Annotated in this window: 15 protein-coding genes; 2 read left to right on the top strand and 13 right to left on the bottom strand. The window is 67.6% G+C overall.

Translation table 11 applies throughout. The annotated features are described in order from the left end of the window. Positions 1-163: 163 nt before the first annotated feature. The 12 genes from RIF23_RS09690 to rimP all read right to left on the bottom strand — a co-directional run bounded on the left by RIF23_RS09690 (position 164) and on the right by rimP (position 14059). The gene (locus RIF23_RS09690; protein WP_310912071.1) at positions 164-1171 is read right to left on the bottom strand and encodes a TRM11 family SAM-dependent methyltransferase; all 1008 of its coding nucleotides are present in this window, start codon (positions 1169-1171) and stop codon (positions 164-166) included. Between the two features lie 89 nt (positions 1172-1260). After that, positions 1261-2583: a M16 family metallopeptidase gene (locus RIF23_RS09685; protein WP_310912129.1), complete on the bottom strand. Its 1323-nt coding sequence runs from the start codon at positions 2581-2583 to the stop codon at positions 1261-1263. Positions 2584-2683: 100 nt separating this feature from the next. Beyond that, the gene (locus RIF23_RS09680) at positions 2684-5005 is read right to left on the bottom strand and encodes a polyribonucleotide nucleotidyltransferase (RefSeq protein ID WP_310912070.1); all 2322 of its coding nucleotides are present in this window, start codon (positions 5003-5005) and stop codon (positions 2684-2686) included. A gap of 415 nt (positions 5006-5420) precedes the next feature. After that, positions 5421-5690, bottom strand: coding sequence for a 30S ribosomal protein S15 (rpsO, locus tag RIF23_RS09675; RefSeq protein ID WP_310912069.1), 270 nt, complete (start codon positions 5688-5690; stop codon positions 5421-5423). A gap of 219 nt (positions 5691-5909) precedes the next feature. Further along, entirely contained in the window at positions 5910-6884 is a 975-nt protein-coding gene (locus RIF23_RS09670; protein WP_310912068.1) for a bifunctional riboflavin kinase/FAD synthetase, read from the bottom strand. A 184-nt stretch (positions 6885-7068) separates the two neighbouring features. Next, the gene (truB, locus tag RIF23_RS09665; RefSeq protein ID WP_310912067.1) at positions 7069-8058 is read right to left on the bottom strand and encodes a tRNA pseudouridine(55) synthase TruB; all 990 of its coding nucleotides are present in this window, start codon (positions 8056-8058) and stop codon (positions 7069-7071) included. Further along, complete coding sequence (gene rbfA, locus RIF23_RS09660) at positions 8045-8482, bottom strand: 30S ribosome-binding factor RbfA (protein WP_310912066.1); 438 nt, start codon at positions 8480-8482, stop codon at positions 8045-8047. The genes truB and rbfA overlap by 14 nt, the downstream gene beginning before the upstream one ends. A 20-nt stretch (positions 8483-8502) precedes the next feature. After that, on the bottom strand, positions 8503-8796 hold the full coding sequence (locus RIF23_RS09655; RefSeq protein ID WP_310912065.1) for a DUF503 domain-containing protein: 294 nt from the start codon (positions 8794-8796) through the stop codon (positions 8503-8505). Positions 8797-8896: 100 nt separating this feature from the next. Beyond that, entirely contained in the window at positions 8897-11974 is a 3078-nt protein-coding gene (gene infB, locus RIF23_RS09650; protein WP_310912064.1) for a translation initiation factor IF-2, read from the bottom strand. A gap of 226 nt (positions 11975-12200) precedes the next feature. Beyond that, positions 12201-12521 carry a YlxR family protein gene (locus RIF23_RS09645; protein ID WP_310912063.1) on the bottom strand — a complete coding sequence of 107 codons (321 nt, stop codon included), beginning with the start codon at positions 12519-12521 and terminating at the stop codon, positions 12201-12203. Then, positions 12505-13533 (bottom strand): transcription termination factor NusA, encoded by a 1029-nt coding sequence (gene nusA, locus RIF23_RS09640; RefSeq protein WP_310912128.1) that lies wholly within the window; start codon positions 13531-13533, stop codon positions 12505-12507. The genes RIF23_RS09645 and nusA overlap by 17 nt, the downstream gene beginning before the upstream one ends. Positions 13534-13558: 25 nt before the next feature. Beyond that, on the bottom strand, positions 13559-14059 hold the full coding sequence (gene rimP, locus RIF23_RS09635; RefSeq protein ID WP_310912062.1) for a ribosome maturation factor RimP: 501 nt from the start codon (positions 14057-14059) through the stop codon (positions 13559-13561). A 250-nt stretch (positions 14060-14309) separates the two neighbouring features. Here rimP and RIF23_RS09630 point away from each other — a divergent pair, with 250 nt between their 5' ends. Continuing rightward, positions 14310-14846 carry a hypothetical protein gene (locus RIF23_RS09630; protein ID WP_310912061.1) on the top strand — a complete coding sequence of 179 codons (537 nt, stop codon included), beginning with the start codon at positions 14310-14312 and terminating at the stop codon, positions 14844-14846. A 3-nt stretch (positions 14847-14849) separates the two neighbouring features. Then, on the top strand, positions 14850-15308 hold the full coding sequence (locus tag RIF23_RS09625) for a ferritin-like domain-containing protein (RefSeq protein ID WP_310912060.1): 459 nt from the start codon (positions 14850-14852) through the stop codon (positions 15306-15308). A gap of 390 nt (positions 15309-15698) precedes the next feature. On the opposite strand, the gene RIF23_RS09620 is transcribed toward RIF23_RS09625, so the two are convergent. Beyond that, positions 15699-17441, bottom strand: a complete 1743-nt coding sequence (locus tag RIF23_RS09620; RefSeq protein ID WP_310912127.1) for a proline--tRNA ligase — start codon at positions 17439-17441, stop codon at positions 15699-15701. Positions 17442-17528: the final 87 nt, after the last annotated feature.

Raw genomic sequence — 17528 nt, 5'->3', positions numbered from 1 at the left:
TAGGTCCTGTTTCGTGAACCATTTCGGGCTCGCGTCTCCCAGGACGACGCGCGCTGCGCCGATGTGCTCACACAGCCAAACCAGGATGCCTTTCGCACATCGGCTTGCGAGACCTCGCCCTGGAGAGCCACTCCCTCATCCGAAAGCGTTCAAGAAACACTCCCTAGTCCGGTTTGCGGGCCACCACCAGGTCCCGGGTGATCGCCTGGTCCACCCAGTGCTCGAACTGTCCGTACGGAACGTCCCCGCACACCTCCAGGCCGGCCCGGTCCAGGATCGTGACCAGGTCCGCGCGTTTGGCCACGTAGGTGTTCCACGAGATCGCCATGGCTCCGCCGCGGCGCAGCAGCCGCGCCCAGACCGGAACGGCCGCGGACAACAGCTCCCCGGGGTCGCGGCGCAGACCCTGGCGGTCACTGCGGCTACCGTGCTGGATCCCGTAGGGAGCGTCGGCAACCACCACGTCGAACTCGCCCTGCCGGTAGAAGTCGAGTGCCCGGGTGGTGTCCGCTGCCACCACCGTGAGCTGCTGGACATCCCCGGCCTTGTACTCCTCCCGGCTGGCGGCGAACTCGGCGTGTGTCCGGTGCCCCACGACCTTGCCGTGTGCACGCACCGGGCCGGTATCCACCTGGTGCTTGAGACGTTTACGGCGCAGCCAGGTCTTGAGGAACGCGGTGTAGGTGTCGAAGTCTTTCTTGTCGTGGTCCAGGCCGGCGGCGTCGAAGCCGTACATGACAGCCTGGTTGAGGGTGGTGCCTCGGCCGCACATCGGGTCCATGACCCGCAGCCGACGCTCCAGCATCCGCGGCCCGAACGCCGACGACCACACGGCAACGTTCAGCATCAGTTTCGTGAAGTGCTCGTTGGTCTTGCCCTGGTACTTCTGGATCGTGATCAGGTCGTCGTCGTAGCGGTCCAGTCGGCTCAGCTGGACCGGCGCCAGCAGCTGCCCATCCACAACCCGGAACAGGGCGTAGCCCGAGGAGAGGTTGCCGAGGAACGCCACCTCGCTGGCGGTGAGTTCGCTGCCGTCCGCAACGGCGAAGGTGACGTAGGTGACCCCGCCAATGCTGGCCTGCCCGATGTCCGACAGGCGCCCGGCGAACACCGTGCTGTTCAGCACCCCGAGTTCTGCTTCGGTGAGCCGGGTGGCCGTGGCCGCGTACACGCGGTTCGCCGCGGGCGGCACCAGTAGGGCGTAGCGGCTCCCGCTGGTGTCGGTGGTGGCAGCGACGCCGGGGTTGGTGCTCGCGGTACTCAGAACGTCCGCCCTTCCGGGAACGGCCCGATCACCGCCAGCGCCTCGGGCCGGGTCAGGATGTCGGCCGCCACCCGCCGGACGTCGGCCTGGGTGACCGCGTCCAGCAATGCGAGATCCTCGGCCAGGGAGTAGTGCCGGGGATGGCTCAGCTCGTGGGTGGTGAGACGACTCATTCGCGCACTCGCCCCTTCGGTGCCCAACACCTGGGAACCGCGCAGCTGGCCCTTGGCTCGGGCGAGCTCCCCCTCGGCCACCCCGTGTGCGGCGACATCGGCGAGCTCCGCGCGGCAGACGGACAGTACCTCGTCGATCTTGTCCGGGAGGCAGCCCACATAGACCTGGAACAGTCCCGCATCCGCGTAGCAGGACGTGAAGCCGTGCACGGCGTAGGCCAGGCCCCGCCGTTCCCGAACTTCCTGGAACAGACGGGAGGACGGGCCGCCCCCGAGCACACAGGTCAGCACACGCAGGGCGTGGCGACGCTCGTCGGTGTGGCTCACCCCCGATCCACCCAACAGGAGGTGCGCCTGCTCGGTGTCCCGGGAGAGTAGTGCGGCCCCCGGGTGGGTCTCCACCGGGGCTCCCCCGATTCGGGGTGGTGCCGGGCGCGCGTCACCGGCGGCGCGCAACTGCTCGTCGAAAGCGGCCGCGACCCAATCCACCACTTGCTCGTGATCCAGATTGCCAGCGGCGGACACGACCAGATTCGCCGGAACATAGCAGTTGGCGTACTGTTCCCGGATCCGCTCCCGGCTCAGTGCCCCGATGGTTTCCCTGGTCCCGAGGATGGGACGACCCAGGGGGATCTCCCCGAAGAACCGCGCCGCGAACACGTCATCGACAAGTTCACTCGGCTCGTCCTCATACATCGCGATCTCTTCGAGGATGACCCCACGCTCGGTCTCCACCTCGGTCTCGTCCAGGACCGAGGAGGTGATCATGTCACTGACCACGTCGATCGCCAGGGGCAGGTCCTCATCCAGGGACTTGGCATAGAAGGTGGTCTGCTCCTTGGTGGTGAACGCGTTGTGGTCCGCACCCACACCATCCATGAGCGCCGAAATCTCCTGGGCGTTGCGGCGGCGGGTCCCCTTGAACAGCAGGTGTTCCAAGAAGTGCGCCGCCCCGGCGTGCGTGGTGTCCTCGTCCCGGGAACCGGTGTCCGCGGTGACGCCGAACGCCACCGAGCGCAGTGCCGGCACCGCCTCGGTGACCACGCGGAGCCCTCCAGGCAACACGGTGCGATGCACGGCCCCGCTCCCGGCATCGGCGTCCACGAGACGCTGGGTGCTTCCCGGTTCCTGCTCGGCTGCGATCACGTACCTACGTCCCTCCACGTTTCGTGGGTTGTGCGCGTGCGGAGCCGCCGCGGCGGGCTGTGCACGCACTGGTCTCCACACAGCCCGCCGTCAGCTGGCCTCAGGTGTTCTCGCTGTTACGGCTTCCCCGGCTACGACGACGCCGCCGCGAACCGCCACTGTTGCTCTCTTCGGAGGCGGAGTCGGCCTCCTCGTCGGTTCCCTGAGCCTCGTCGGTTCCCTCGGTGTCGGTTGACTCCGCGGCGGTCGCCTCCTGCTCCAGCACCTCTACCGGCACGAGGGACAGCTTGCCCCGGTCGTCGATCTCGCGGATCTCCACCTGGATCTTCTCGCCGATGCTGACAACGTCCTCGAGGTTCTCGATGCGCTGGCCACCGTGCAGCTTACGGATCTGCGAAATGTGCAGCAGCCCGTCCTTGCCGGGAAGCAGGGAGATAAACGCCCCGAAAGCGGCGACCTTGACCACGGTGCCGAGGTAGCGGTCTCCGACCTCGGGCATCGTCGGATTCGCGATGCCGTTGATCGTGTCCCGCGCGGCCTCGGCCGACGGGCCGTCGGCGGAACCGATGTAGATGGTTCCGTCGTCCTCGATGGTGATGTCGGCGCCGGTGTCCTCCTGGATCTGGTTGATCATCTTGCCCTTGGGGCCGATGACCTCTCCGATCTTGTCCACCGGAATGCTGACGGTGAGCACACGCGGAGCCGTGGGGTGCATCTCGCCGGGTGTGGAGATGGCCTCGCTCATCACGTCCAGAATGGCCAGTCGCGCACCCTTGGCCTGCTGGAGCGCCGAGGCGAGTACCGATGCCGGGATCCCGTCCAGCTTGGTGTCCAGCTGGAGCGCCGTGATCAGCTCTCGGGTCCCGGCGACCTTGAAGTCCATGTCACCGAAGGCGTCTTCCGCCCCGAGGATGTCAGTCAGCGTGATGTGGGAACCACCCTCACTGATCAGCCCCATGGCAATCCCGGCGACCATGTCCTTGAGCGGAACACCGGCGTTCATCAGGGCCATCGTGGAGGCACAGACCGAACCCATGGAGGTGGAGCCGTTCGAACCCACCGCCTCGGAAACCTGCCGAATCGCGTAGGGGAACTCCTCCCGGGAGGGTAGAACCGGCAGGATGGCCCGCTCGGCCAAGGCGCCGTGTCCGATCTCGCGACGCTTGGGCGAGCCCACTCGCCCGGTCTCACCGGTCGAGTACGGCGGCATGTTGTAGTTGTGCATGTAGCGCTTGGTGCGCTCCGGATTGAGCGTGTCCACGAACTGCTCCATGCGGAGCATGTTCAGCGTGGTGACCCCGAGGATCTGGGTGTCTCCACGCTCGAAGAGCGCCGAGCCGTGCACGCGTGGCAGCACTCCGGCCTCGGCCACCAGCTGACGGATATCGCGTGGTCCCCGACCGTCGATCCGGATCTCGTCGCGGACGATGCGCTCGCGCATCAGCTGCTTGGTCAGCGAGCGGAAAGCAGCGCCGACCTCCTTCTCGCGCCCCTCGAAATCCTCGGCGAGTTTCTGGGCGGCAATCCCCTTGACCCGCTCGGTCTCGGTCTCGCGCTCCTCCTTGTCGGTGATGGTCAGAGCAGCGGCGAGCTCCTCGCGAACCGCCGCGGACACGGCGTCGTAGACCTCGGAGGTGTACTCCACGAAGACCGGGTACTCCTCGGTCTCGCGAGCCGCCTGGTCGGCCAGGGCCTGCTGGGCCGAGCACAGCACCTTGATGAACGGCTTGGCTGCCTCCAGACCCTCGGTCACCGTCTCCTCGGTGGGGGCGACGGCACCGTCGGCGACCAGTTGCAGGGTGTTCGGCGTGGACTCCGCCTCCACCATCATGATCGCGACGTCACCGTCGTCGAGCACACGCCCGGCGACCACCATGTCGAAGGTGGCCTCCTGCAACTCGGTGTGTGTCGGGAAAGCCACCCACTGGCCCCGGATCAGCGCCATCCGGGTGCCGCCGATCGGGCCGGAGAACGGCAGGCCCGCGAGCTGGGTGGACATCGACGCGGCATTGATCGCCACCACGTCGTAGAGGTGCTCCGGGTGCAGCGCCATGATCGTTTCTACGATCTGGATCTCGTTACGCAGTCCGTCGGTGAACGAAGGACGCAGCGGCCGGTCGATGAGCCGACAGGTGAGGATGGCGTCCTCCGAGGGCCGGCCCTCGCGACGGAAGAACGAGCCGGGAATGCGGCCCGCGGCATACATCCTCTCCTCGACGTCGACGGTCAGCGGAAAGAAGTCGAGCTGTTCCTTGGGCTTGCGCGATGCGGTCGTCGCGGACAGCACCATGGTCTCGTCGTCGAGATACACGGTGGCGGAGCCAGCGGCGAGGCGGGCCAGCCGGCCGGTCTCGAAACGGACGGTACGGGTACCGAAACTGCCATTGTCAATGACGGCCTCGGTGGAATAAGCGCCCTCCATCAGGGGCCTCCTTACGGGTTCGTACTGGTCCCGCACACCGCCTGGGCCCAGTGGTCACTCCTGGTAGCGGCGGCTTTCGAGGATCGGTTCCTGGCCGGTCCCCGGAGCGCCCACCGACTTCCGTGGTGACCACAACGCGCGCAAAGCGTCCCAATCACCGAATGCGGTGATCTGCGACGGCCGGTCATCGATCGAAGCCCGCGGCGGGTCCATGGGACCGGCCGGGGGCCACTACCGAGGACCGGCCTCGACGCGCGGCCGTGGGTGCGGCGCGGGAGTTTCTCTTAGATTGTCGTGCCGCATGCGGGCACGGCGGTATGGAGCGACAGCCTCCGCGGGCTCCGGGAGCGCTGTGCGACACCACAGTTACAGTATTAAGTAAGGGAGCGGCCCGAGGCCACTCCCTTACCGTGTCCTAGCGGCGAATACCCAGCCGTTCGATCAGCCGACGGTACCGCGCGATGTCCTTCTTCGCGATGTACTGGAGCAGCCGACGCCGCCGCCCCACCATCAACAGCAGCCCACGGCGGCTGTGGTGGTCGTGCTTATGCGTCTTGAGGTGCTCGGTAAGCTCGGTGATCCGGTGCGTCAGGATTGCAACCTGGACATCCGGGGATCCGGTGTCGCCCTCGGAGGTGGCGAACTCGGAAATGATCTTCTGCTTCGTGGCAGTGTCGATCGACACGGCACTCCTTCACTCATGTATGGCACGCGACAATCGCGCCGTCTCTAGGGACGGCGCACGTGAGGTCCCGACAACCATGCGCACCCACAGTCGCCGGGGCCAATCCTCACCACAACGGGCCTGCGGCACAACGCCGGGGTGAGAGCCAGGCCAGGTCAGCCCGGGCCGCAACCAGCGTACACGGTCCGCACCACCACTACCGCCGCGTCGGCTGTGCCGTCACTCCCCGACCGTGGCCCGAGCCGTCATCGCGCGTGCCCGTTCAACATCGCGTTCCATCTCGGAAATGAGCTCGGCGACACTGTCAAAGCGCACTGTGGACCGGATCCGATCCACGAAGTCCACGGCGACCCGAGCGTCGTACAGCTCCAGATCGTCCCGGTCCAGGGCGTACGCCTCGACCGAGGTGTGTTCCCCGGCGAAGGTTGGATTACTACCCACGGAGATGGCGGCGGGCCACCGGAACTCCTGGCCCGAGGTGCCATCCGGGACAGCGGCCTCCCTGAGCTCCAGCCACCCGCCATACACTCCGTCCGCTGGAACCGCGCTGTGCTCGGCGGGCTGCACATTGGCCGTGGGAAACCCCAACCCCCGTCCCCGCTGTGCCCCACGCACCACAACGCCTTCGACCCGGTGCCACCGCCCCAGCTCGCCGCTGGCCGCGGGCAGGTTTCCTTCGGCGATGTAGCGGCGAATGAGGGTCGAGGTGATGGTGTCCGCGTCGGCCAACAACCGGACGCCCTCCGCCGTGAAGTCGTACTTTCCCCCGAGGTTATGCAGGGTGTCGAGGTCACCCGCCGCCTTGTGTCCGAACCGGAAGTTCTCCCCAACCACCACGACGGCCGCCTGAAACCGGTCCACGAGGACCCGCTGCACGAAGTCGTCGGGCGACAACGTGGAGAACTCCGTGGTGAACGGCAACACGCACACGGCATCGGCACCGCACTGCCCCAGGAGTTCGGCCTTGCGCGCGGGCGGGGTCAGCACTGGGGGATGCGGTACACCCCGCACCACGGTGTCCGGATGTGGTTCGAAGGTCACCACGACCACGGGCAGATCCCGCGCCCGCCCGGCGGCCACGGCCCGGTCGAGTATGGTCTGGTGCCCCCGGTGCACGCCGTCGAAGACCCCGATCGTCACGACCGAGCGTCCCCAGTCCCGCGGAACTTCCTCCAGTCCGCGCATCATCCGCACGTCTAACAGCTCCCCTCGGGCAACACAACTCCCGCAGTCCAGGGTGCCACGTCACACCCCGGGCAGCCGGCCGGCTCTCGACACCAGCAGCCCCCGCCACGGCCTGGACGGCGCCCCACGACCCACCAGATGTCGCCGTGGCATCCATTGTGGAGCCCGGCGACTCGCCCCCTGGAATTCAGGATCACTGGACGAACACAACGATCGGCTTGGTGTGATCCTGGCGTTCCTCTCCCAGAGCGACAACCTGCCCGGTCGGATCGAACAGACCGACCGGAGACGACCCCATATCCGCGGAGGGAATTCGGTTCCCGTGGGCGATCCGACGAGCCTGCTCCCCCGAGAGGTCACGTCGGGGAAACGCCGCGTCCACGGCCGCGGCCAAGGGCACGATGGTGCACTCCTCGGCGAGCTCCTCCAGGGTCCGAGCCTGATCCAGATCGTAGGGACCCACGCGGGTACGACGCAGGGCCGTCAGGTGACCGCCCACCCCGAGACTGACGCCCAAGTCCCGTGCCAGGGAGCGGACATAGGTCCCGCTCGAACAGCGAACCAGGAGGTCAACATCCACACAGGCCTGCGCGGTGTCCGCGCCGATCCCGGTGTCCGCCTCCGCAGGTGACGCCGCGGGCTGGGGCGCTCCCGCCCCGTGCGGCGCGTCCACACTCGGGGACCGAACGTCGGTGACCGTGAACTCAGTAACGGTGACCGAGCGCGCTTCCAGCTTCACCTCATGTCCGGCTCGCGCCGAGGCATACGCCCGCTTTCCATCCACCTTGACGGCGCTGACCTGTGGGGGGACCTGCTGTATCTCACCGGTGAACCCCAGAGCAGCGGAGCGGATCTCGGTCTCGGTGAGGTGCCCGGCCGCGGTTGCGCCAAGCAGCTCCCCCTCGGCGTCATCGGTACTGGTGTGCTGCCCCAGACGCATCGTGGCCGCATAGGCCTTCTCCGTAAGGGTGAGATGACCCAAGAGCTTGGTGCCCTTACCCACACCCAGCACCAACACACCGGTCGCCATCGGGTCGAGTGTTCCGGCATGCCCGATCTTGCGAGTACCCGCGATGCGACGCATCCGGGCAACCACATCGTGCGAGGTCATACCAGCCGGCTTGTCCACCACCACCAGGCCGTGCGCCGCAGGCTGGCCAGGCTGGTTGTCACTCCTCGTCATCGGGCTCTCTCGGTTGACGATAGGGATCGGCTTCCCCGGCCGGAGCGGCCGTGGCCGCATTGCGCGCCACCTCCGCGTCCGACTCCCTGGCCTTGGCGAGAAGTTCCTCGATGTGCTGCGCGTTGTCCTGAACCTCGTCCAGAACGAAGGTCAGGCTGGGCGTGTGCCGGACCCCCGTCTGCCGCCCCACCTCCGTACGGATAACGCCCCGCGCACTGTCCAGTGCAGCGGCGGTCGCCGCACGGTCCTCCTCGGAACCGAACACCGTGTAGTACACGGTTGCGTCCCGAAGATCGTTGGTGATCCTGGCATCGGTTACGGTCACGAACCCAAGGCGGGGATCCTTGATCCGCCGCTCCAGCATCTCGGCGACAACCTTCTGGATCGTCTCCGCGAGCTTCCGGGCGCGAGCGGCGTCCACCATGAGCCTCTCCCCCTGTCCGTTCAGTCGTCATCACCAATGAGCCGCTGACGCGCTGCCAACAGCTCGATCTCGGGACGGCCGGCCACCATTCGTTCACACGAATCCAGCACCTCCTGGCAGTGGGAGGTGCTGTCAGCGACGACGGCAAGACCGATCTCGGCCCGGCGGTACAGCCCCTGGTGCCCGGTCTCCGCCACCGCGACAGCGAACGTGCGGTGCAGTTCGGCAATGATCGGGCGCACCACGGAACGCTTCTGCTTCAGGGAGCGCACGTCCCCCAGCAGCAGGTCCACAGTGAGTGTGCCTACGAACATGTATTCGCTCCGTGTGTGTGCGGCCCGTAGCACCTCGGACCCCGGGCCCGCGCGTTTCGCGCGGGCCCGGGTCTCGCCGATATCGCCCCGGGGCACCGGTCTACTCCCGCGGCTTCTCCTGCATCTCGTAGGTCTCGATCGTGTCCTCGATACGGAGATCGTTGTAGCCGATGCCGATACCACATTCGAAACCGTCACGGACCTCGGTGGCATCGTCCTTGAACCGACGGAGCGAGGAGACCGTAAGGTCGTCGGCGACGACCACCCCGTCCCGGATAAGCCGCGCCTTGCTGTTCCGGCGAATGGTGCCGTCCCGAACAATGGCACCCGCGACATTGCCGATCTTGGGAACCTTGAAGATCTCCCGGATTTCGGCCCGGCCGAGGTGTACCTCCTCGTAGATGGGCTTCAGCAGCCCCTTGACCGCGGCTTCCACTTCCTCGATCGCCCGGTAGATGACCGAGTAGTAGCGGATGTCCACGCCCATGCGCTCCGCCAGTTCGGAGTTCTTGCCCTCGGGCCGCACATTGAACCCGACGATGATGGCATCCGAGGTGGCAGCGAGATTGATGTCATTCTGCGTGATCGCACCAACCCCGCGACCGATCACGCGCAGGCTGACCTCGTCACCACCAGCGTCGATCTTGAGCAGCGAGGATTCCAGAGCCTCCACGGAGCCCGAGGTGTCACCCTTGATGAGCAGGGCCAGCTCGTTACGCTCGCCCTCCTCCAGGGCCTTCTGCCAGTTGTCCAGGGTGACCCGACGGCTGGAGCGCGCCTGCTCGGCCGACCGCTCGCGCGCCTCCCGTTGCTGGGCGATCTGGCGTGCCACCCGATCATCCTTGACCACGATGAAGCTGTCCCCGGCACTGGGCACATTCGTCAGCCCGAGCACCTGAACGGGCCGGGAGGGCTCCGCCTGCTGGACGTTCTTCCCATGTTCGTCAAGCATGGCACGCACGCGGCCGAAGGCGTCCCCACAGACGATCGACTCGCCCACACTCAGCGTTCCCCGCTGCACCAGCACCGTGGCCATCGAGCCACGGCCCCGGTCGAGGTAGGCCTCGATGGCGATCCCCTGCGCGGACTGGTCGGGGTTGGCCCGCAGGTCCAGTTCCGCATCGGAGGTCAGAACGACCGCCTCCAGCAGCCCCTCGATCCCCTCACGTTGCAGCGCGGAGATCTCGACGAACTGAGTCTCACCACCGAACTCCTCGGCCACCAGCCCGTATTCGGTCAACTGAGCCCGTACCTGCTGGGGATCGGCTCCCGGCTTGTCCATCTTGTTGACCGCAACCACGATCGGCACACCGGCCGCCTTGGCATGGTCAATGGCTTCGGCAGTCTGTGGCTTCACTCCATCGTCGGCCGCGACAACCAGCACGGCGATGTCCGTGGCCTGCACACCACGCGCACGCATCGCGGTGAAGGCCTCGTGTCCCGGGGTGTCGATGAAGGTGATCTTGCGATCCACATCGTCAACCGGAATGGATACCTGGTAGGCACCGATGTGCTGCGTAATTCCGCCGGCCTCGCCGCTGACCACGTTCGTGTGCCGGACCGCGTCCAACAGCTTCGTCTTACCGTGATCAACGTGACCCATGACGGTGACCACCGGCGGCCGTGGCAGGAGGTCCTCGTCCTTGCCCTCGTCCTCACCGAACTCGATCTGGAACGACTCCAGGAGTTCGCGATCCTCGTCCTCCGGGCTGACGACCTGCACCTGGTAGTTGAGCTCCTGCCCCAACAGCACCAGGGTCTCGTCCGGAAGGGACTGGGTGGCCGTGACCATCTCCCCGAGATGCATCATGACCTGGACCAGGGAGGCCGGATTCACCTCGATCTTGTCGCCGAAGTCGGAGAGCGAGGCCCCACGGGGCATCCGGATCGTCTGGCCGTTACCGCCGGGGATCTTGACTCCGCCGAACGACGGAGCCTGCATCTCGTTGAACTCTTGACGGCGTTGCTTCTTGGACTTTCGAGCACGGCCGGGGCGGCCTCCGGGACGTCCGAACGCTCCCTGGGTCCCGCCACGGCCGCGACCGGCAGGGCCACCACCGGGACGACCACCACCGGGGCCGCCGCCGGGACCGCCGCCCGTGCCCCCACCTGGGCGACCGCCGCCACCAGGCCGAGTTCCGGCACCGGCCGGGGCGCCGGCGCCACGGCCGCCACCGCCACCGCCGCTGCCACCGCGGCCACCGCCGCCGCCACGGCCACCACCGCGGCCACCACCAGGACCACCCTGGCTGGAGGGGCGGGACGCAGGCATGTTCATCGGACTCGGCCGTGGCCCACCGGGACGCGGCATGTCCGCAGGCGAGGGACGCTGTCCCTGCGGGCGGGGGCTACTCGACCGCTCCCGGTCAGCGGGCCGGGTTCCGGCCTCGCCGCCGCCCGGCCGCGGTCCACCCTGGCCACCGCCTTGGCCGCCGCCCTGACCACTCTGGCCGCCCTGGCTGCCCTGGCCGCCCTTGCCGTCCTGGCCGCTCTTGGCGCCCTGGCCACCCTGTGGCCCGGGGCGAGGCGCCTGGCGCTGTCCCGGTTGGGCCATTCCGGTGTTGCCGCTCGTGGAGAACGGGTTGTTCCCGGGCCGTGGCCCGGAAGACCGTCCCGAGCCCTGACGCTGCTGGCCCCCACCGGAGCGCTGCTTGCGGGCTTCCTGTCCCGGCTTGGCCGGAGGACCGGGCTTGGGAGCGCTGGGCCGCGGCCCCGGCTTGGGGCGCTCCTGAGCCGGAGTGGAAGACTGCGCCCCCGAGGACTCGCCGGCCGGGGCAGCCTTCTCCTGGTCCGCACCACTCGCCGACTCGGCCCCGGCCTGCTGCACCGGCGATGCCGGAACCGTCGTGTCCTGTGCGTCCTGCGCTGTCTGCGCTGTCTGCGCTGTTTGTGTGTCCTGCGTGCCCTGCTTGTCCTGCGTGCTCTGCTTATCCCGCTGGCCGTGTGGTGCGGACGCGCTGCTCCGCTCCTGCCCGCTCTGGGCCTGGTCGGAGGAGGTGCCATTTGCGGCACCGCCGCTGTCGCGCTTCAGCTCGTCTCGCAGATCCCGCACGACGGGCGCCTCAAGCGTCGACGACGCCGACCGCACGAATTCGCCCTTCTCCTTGAGCTTGGCCAGAACGACCTTGCTCTCCACGCCAAATTCCTTGGCGAGTTCGTAAACCCGGACCTTCGCCACTTCTCTCCTCTATCTCGGTCCGGGTTGGGCTACCACCGGACCGTCGCTAGCTTGACGTACTCATCGCCGCGTGCTCATCGAGTGCTCATCAGCTTCTCGACCCGCTTCCGACTCGTCGGTGTCATTCGATGGTGTGTCATTCGCCACGCAGGGACTTGGACACACCGAAAGCCGCCGGTTCCCTCGGCTCTGTACAACGCGAGAACCGGCGCGGTACTTCCCTAGCCTATCCCGATGCTGCAACCGACGTGTCCGTACGGGGGACCCGTGTGGCGAGGTACGTGCGCAGCATGGCGGTGTCGACGTGGACATTGACAGGGCTAGTGGAGCGCAGCACGCGCGTCCAGGGTCGTCGACGCTCGGCCCGCGTCCAGCAGCCCCAGTCCAGGTGCAGGTAGGCACCACGTCCGGGCGCACGGCGGTTCGGATCTGGTTGGAGGCGAGCCTCCGACAGCACAATCCGTAGCAGATTCTCCTGCGCATCCCGTTTCCGACAGCCGACACAGGTTCGGACCGGACCATGGGGCAGATCAGTGGACCGAGGCATCCGGTGTCTCATGCGGTGGGACATCGTCGGGATGGTGCGACTCGGTGACAGCGTCGGCGTCCTCGGAGTCCGAACGGATATCGATCCGCCACCCCGTGAGCCGCGCGGCCAGCCGGGCGTTCTGCCCTTCCTTGCCGATCGCGAGTGACTGCTGGTAGTCGGGAACCGTAACCCGGGCGATGCGCGCTTCGGAGTCGAGCACCTCCACTTGACTGACCCGGGCCGGCGACAGCGCGTTACCGACGAACACGGCCGGATCATCGGAGTGGTCGATAATGTCGATCTTCTCGCCGTGCAGTTCAGCCATGACGTTACGCACCCGGCTGCCCAACGGCCCGATGCAGGCACCCTTGGCATTCACCCCACTGCGGTGGGAACGCACGGCGATCTTGGTGCGGTGGCCGGCCTCCCGCGCGATAGCGGCGATCTCCACCGTGCCGTCCGCGATCTCGGGAACCTCCAGCGTGAACAGGCGCCGCACCAGGTTGGGGTGGGTGCGCGACAGGGTCACCGAAGGGCCACGATGTCCCTTGCGCACCTGAACCACATAGCACCGGATACGTTCACCGTGCAGGTAACGCTCCCCGGGCACCTGCTCCTGAGGCGGCAGAATCGCCTCGATCCGGCCAAGATCCACCAGGACGTTGCGCGGATCCCTGCCCTGCTGAATGATTCCAGCAACCACCTCGGACTCGCGTCCCGCGAACTCCCCGAGCGTCATTTCGTCCTCCGCGTCCCGCAGACGCTGGAGAATGACCTGCTTGGCCGTGGAGGTCGCGATACGCCCGAAACCCGTGGGGGTGGCGTCGTACTCCCCCACCACATGGCCGTCCTCGTCGGTCTCCTGCGCCCATACGGTTACGTGGCCACTGGAGCGGTTGAGCTCCACCCGCGCCTTCGTAACCGTGCCCTCCTGTCGCTGGTAGGCGATCAGCAGGGCATCCTCGATCGCCTTGACGACGAGGTCCACAGAGATGTCCTTCTCGCGCTCCAAACTGCGCAGGACACTCAAATCGATATCCACGGGGTCCCCCTCGCTAGTCCGCCGCGGTGGTGTCCGGGTTGGGGCCACTGCTGCGCCCGCGGCGAAGTTCCACCTGGACCTGGCCGTCCCCCAGCTCCTCGTAGCTGTAGACGTGTTCCTGACCGGCACGGTCGAGCGTGACACCGGACTCGTCGGCGGCCACGACGCGCCCCTCGACGGTCTCCCCAGCCGAGAGCGCCACCCGCACGAGCCTGCCGACCGCGCGTCGCCAGTGCCGCTGCTGGGTCAATGGGCGGTCCACGCCGGGCGAGGTGACCTCGAGTAGATAGGGCTTGGTTCCCATGACGTCGGAACCGTCAAGGAGACTGCTGATCGTCTGACTCACCTCACCGATGGTGTCCACCCCCACGCCTCCATCCGCATCCACGACGAGGCGCAACACCTGGCGCTTGCCCGCGGGTGTGATCTCGAGCTCCTCAAGGTCCAGGCCAACCTCCGCCAGCACCGGCTCCAGCAGCTGTGTGAGTCGGTCCCGCCGGTTCTGCGCGTCCATTGACCTTCTCCCTTGTACTTGTCCTGGAGCCTGCGGCATGGTCCCCGATTCTCGGGGCGAGGCACTGTCGTGATCACGGCAGCGGTTGACACCAAGAGTATCTGGCGTGCGGGCCACTGCGTGTCCGCCCGCGCTGCTGGCTGCGATGACACTCCCCGGGGCGCCCTCGGTGGCGGGGGGTCACCCGGCGTGACCGAGTCTGGACCACCGCCCCTGTGCAAGGATGTGCGGGGTTGGAAGGAGGACCTGGATGCGTTGGGAGGCCGTGCGCCGTCGCACGGTGCTGCTGGGTGCACTGGCGGGCGCTGCGGTGGTCGGGGCTGGGTGCCGGGAGCACCGGGAGCAGGGGTGGCACCCGCGTTCGATCACCCCGGAAGCGAGCGCCGTGCTGGGGGCGATCGCGGTCGAACAACGGCTCCTCGACCACTGCGAGGCCCTGCGAGAGGAGGCCATGGATGAGGAGGATGAGACGCTGCTCACCTCGGCAGCCGATGCGCACCAGCGCCATCTGACCGCGCTCCGGGAACGACTTCCCGCGGACACTCCCGCAACGACCGACCCTTCCGGGGAAACCGCGCCCCCCGAACGCCCGACCGAGACCACAGCCACACCGCCGAGCACCGACGATGGCGGCTCCCGCAGCGCACTGCGTGTCGCTGCGGAGGATGCCGCGACCACACACCTGCGCCGGGCCGGGCAGGTGACCGACCCGGGACTGGCGCAGCTCCTCGCCAGCCTCGGGGCGGCCGCCGCCGGATATGCCCAACTGCTGGCCGAAGGGAGGTGAGCCGTGGCCGAGCCGGATGCACCCAGTCTCGTGGAGGCGCTGAACACGGCCCTGGCATCCGAACACGCGGCGGTCCACGGATACGGGTTCGTGGGCGCCACCGCCGAGGAACCCGACCGTGGACACGCGGCAACGGCCCTCGACGAACATCGCCACTGGCGGGACGCACTTCGCGACGCGGTCCTGGACCAGGGCGCGGAACCCGTCCCGGCGGAACCCGGCTACCCACTGCCCACGGACGAGGGTGGATCCCCCGACGAGGTCGACCTCCGTGTCTTCGCTACGGAGCTGGAGCGGGACGTGTGTGAGGCCTATCTACAGCTTGCCGCGGCCACGGACGAAACCGTCCGCACTCTGGCATGCATCGCGCTTCAGGAGGCCACCGTCCGTCGCCTCCAGTGGGAACCAACGCCAACCCTGCCGGCCTTTCCCGGCTATCCGGAACAGGACCAGCCCGCCTGAGACCCCGACGGCCCCTCACCGCTTCCCCGGCCCGGTCCTGCCGGCGTCGCGGCGACCACGCAGCGTGGGCCAGGGAGTGTCGCGTGCACGCTTTCGCATCCGGGAGCGGGCGGGGACACCCACGCCGGATGCGCCAACAGCATGCGGCTGTCCGAGCACATCGGCGCGGCGAGCCTTGTCCCCGGGGGAACCGTGCCCCCGCCGCACTGCTGCACCCACCGCGACCTAGGTCCTGTTTCTTGAACCATTTCGGGCTCGCGTCTCCCAGGACGACGCTCGCTGCGCCGATGCGCGCACACAGCCAAAACCAGGATGCCGTTCGCACATCGGCTTGCGAGACCTCGCCCTGGAGAGCCGCTCCCTCATCCGAAAGCGTTCAAGAAACACTCCCTAGTCGCTGACCGCCGCCACGACCTGGTCCACCGCATCATCCAGGGCGATCTCCACGCGGTCGCCACTGGGGCGGTCCCGCAGCTCGAGCATCCCGTTGGCCAATCCCTTGCCAACAATCAGGGTGGTGGGAACACCCAGCAGTTCCGCATCGGTGAACTTCACGCCGGGGGACACCCCAGGCCGGTCGTCGACCAGCACCCGAAGGCCGCGGGCTTCGAGCTCGGAGCCAAGACGCAGGGCCACCTCCACCTGGTCGCCCTTGCCGGTTCCGACGACGTGGACGTCGGCGGGGGCGACCGAACGGGGCCAGACAATACCGCGGTCGTCGTGGTGCTGTTCGACGATGGCGGCGACCACCCGGGACACTCCGATGCCGTAGGAGCCCATGGTGATCCGCTTCGGTTTGCCGTCCGGGCCGAGGGCGTCCAGTTCGAAAGCGTCGGTGTACTTGCGGCCCAGCTGGAATACGTGACCGATCTCGATACCACGCGCGGTGTACAGGGTGCCGTGCCCGTCCGGGGAGGGATCTCCTTCGCGGACTTCGGCTGCCTCGACGGTGCCATCCGGGGTGAAGTCCCGCCCGCAGACCAGGTCGACGACGTGGTGGTCTGCACGGTCGGCTCCGGTCACCCACCGGGTTCCCGGGGCGATACGCGGATCGGCGAGGTAGCGCAGGCCGTTGTTCTGGAGACCCGCGGGCCCCACGTAGCCCTTCACCAGGAACGGGTGGGCCGTGAAGTCCTCCTCTTCCAGTAGGGACACCTCGGCCGGGTCGAACGCGGCTTCCAGCCGCTTCATGTCGACCTCCCGGTCGCCGGGAACGCCCACCCCGACGATCTCCCACTTGTCACTGCCCGGTTGGCGAATCTTGACCAGAACGTTCTTGAGGGTGTCGCCAGCAGTGAAGGTGTGTCCGGGACGGACCTCGTGGACGTTGAGATAGTCCACGAGGGTCTCGATGGTGGGCGTGTCCGGGGTGTGGTGCACCTGCGCGTCGGGCAGCCCCGTCACGCGCTTGGGTGTGGGTGCGGGGGTCTGCACAGCCTCGACGTTGGCGGCGAAATCGGAGTCGGTGCTGCGAACGAAGGTGTCCTCCCCGACGGGGGTCTCGGCCAGGAACTCCTCGGACTTGGACCCACCCATCGCACCGGACATGGCCGAGACGATCACATAGCGCAGACCAAGCCGGTCGAAGATCCGCATGTAGGTGTCCCGGTGCTTGCGGTAGGACTCCTCCAGGCCGGAATCATCAACGTCGAAGGAGTAGGCGTCCTTCATGTGGAATTCCCGGCCCCGCAGGATTCCGGCCCGTGGGCGGGCCTCGTCGCGGAACTTCTCCTGGATCTGGTACAGGATCACCGGGAAGTCCTTGTACGAGGAGTACTCGCTCTTGACGAGCTGGGTGAACAGTTCCTCGTGCGTGGGGGCGAGCAGGTAGTCCGCACCTTTGCGGTCGACCAGGTGCATCAGCAGGTCGCCATACTCCGACCACCGGCCGGAGGTCTCGTACAGTTCCCGGGGCAGAAGCGCGGGCAGCAGCACCTCCTGGCCCCCCATGCGATTCATCTCTTCGCGCACCACGGCGGTGACGTTCTCCAGCACGAGCTTGCCCAACGGCAGCCAGGAGTAGACACCGGGGGCGGCGCGGCGCACGTATCCGCCCCGAGCGAGGAGCTTATGGCTGGGCACCTCGGCGTCCGCCGGATCCTCCCGCAGCGTACGCAGGAACAGGGTCGACATCCGCAGCACGGCCACTCCTCAGTCGTCTTGTGGGGCGGTGAGAGTTCACGAAACACCCAGGCTAGCGGGCGGAGGGACCAGGCGCAG

It is taken from the genome of Lipingzhangella rawalii, from assembly GCF_031628175.1.
Taxonomy (GTDB): Bacteria; Actinomycetota; Actinomycetes; order Streptosporangiales; family Streptosporangiaceae; genus Lipingzhangella_A; species Lipingzhangella_A rawalii.
This window is presented reverse-complemented; position numbering and strand designations above follow the sequence as displayed.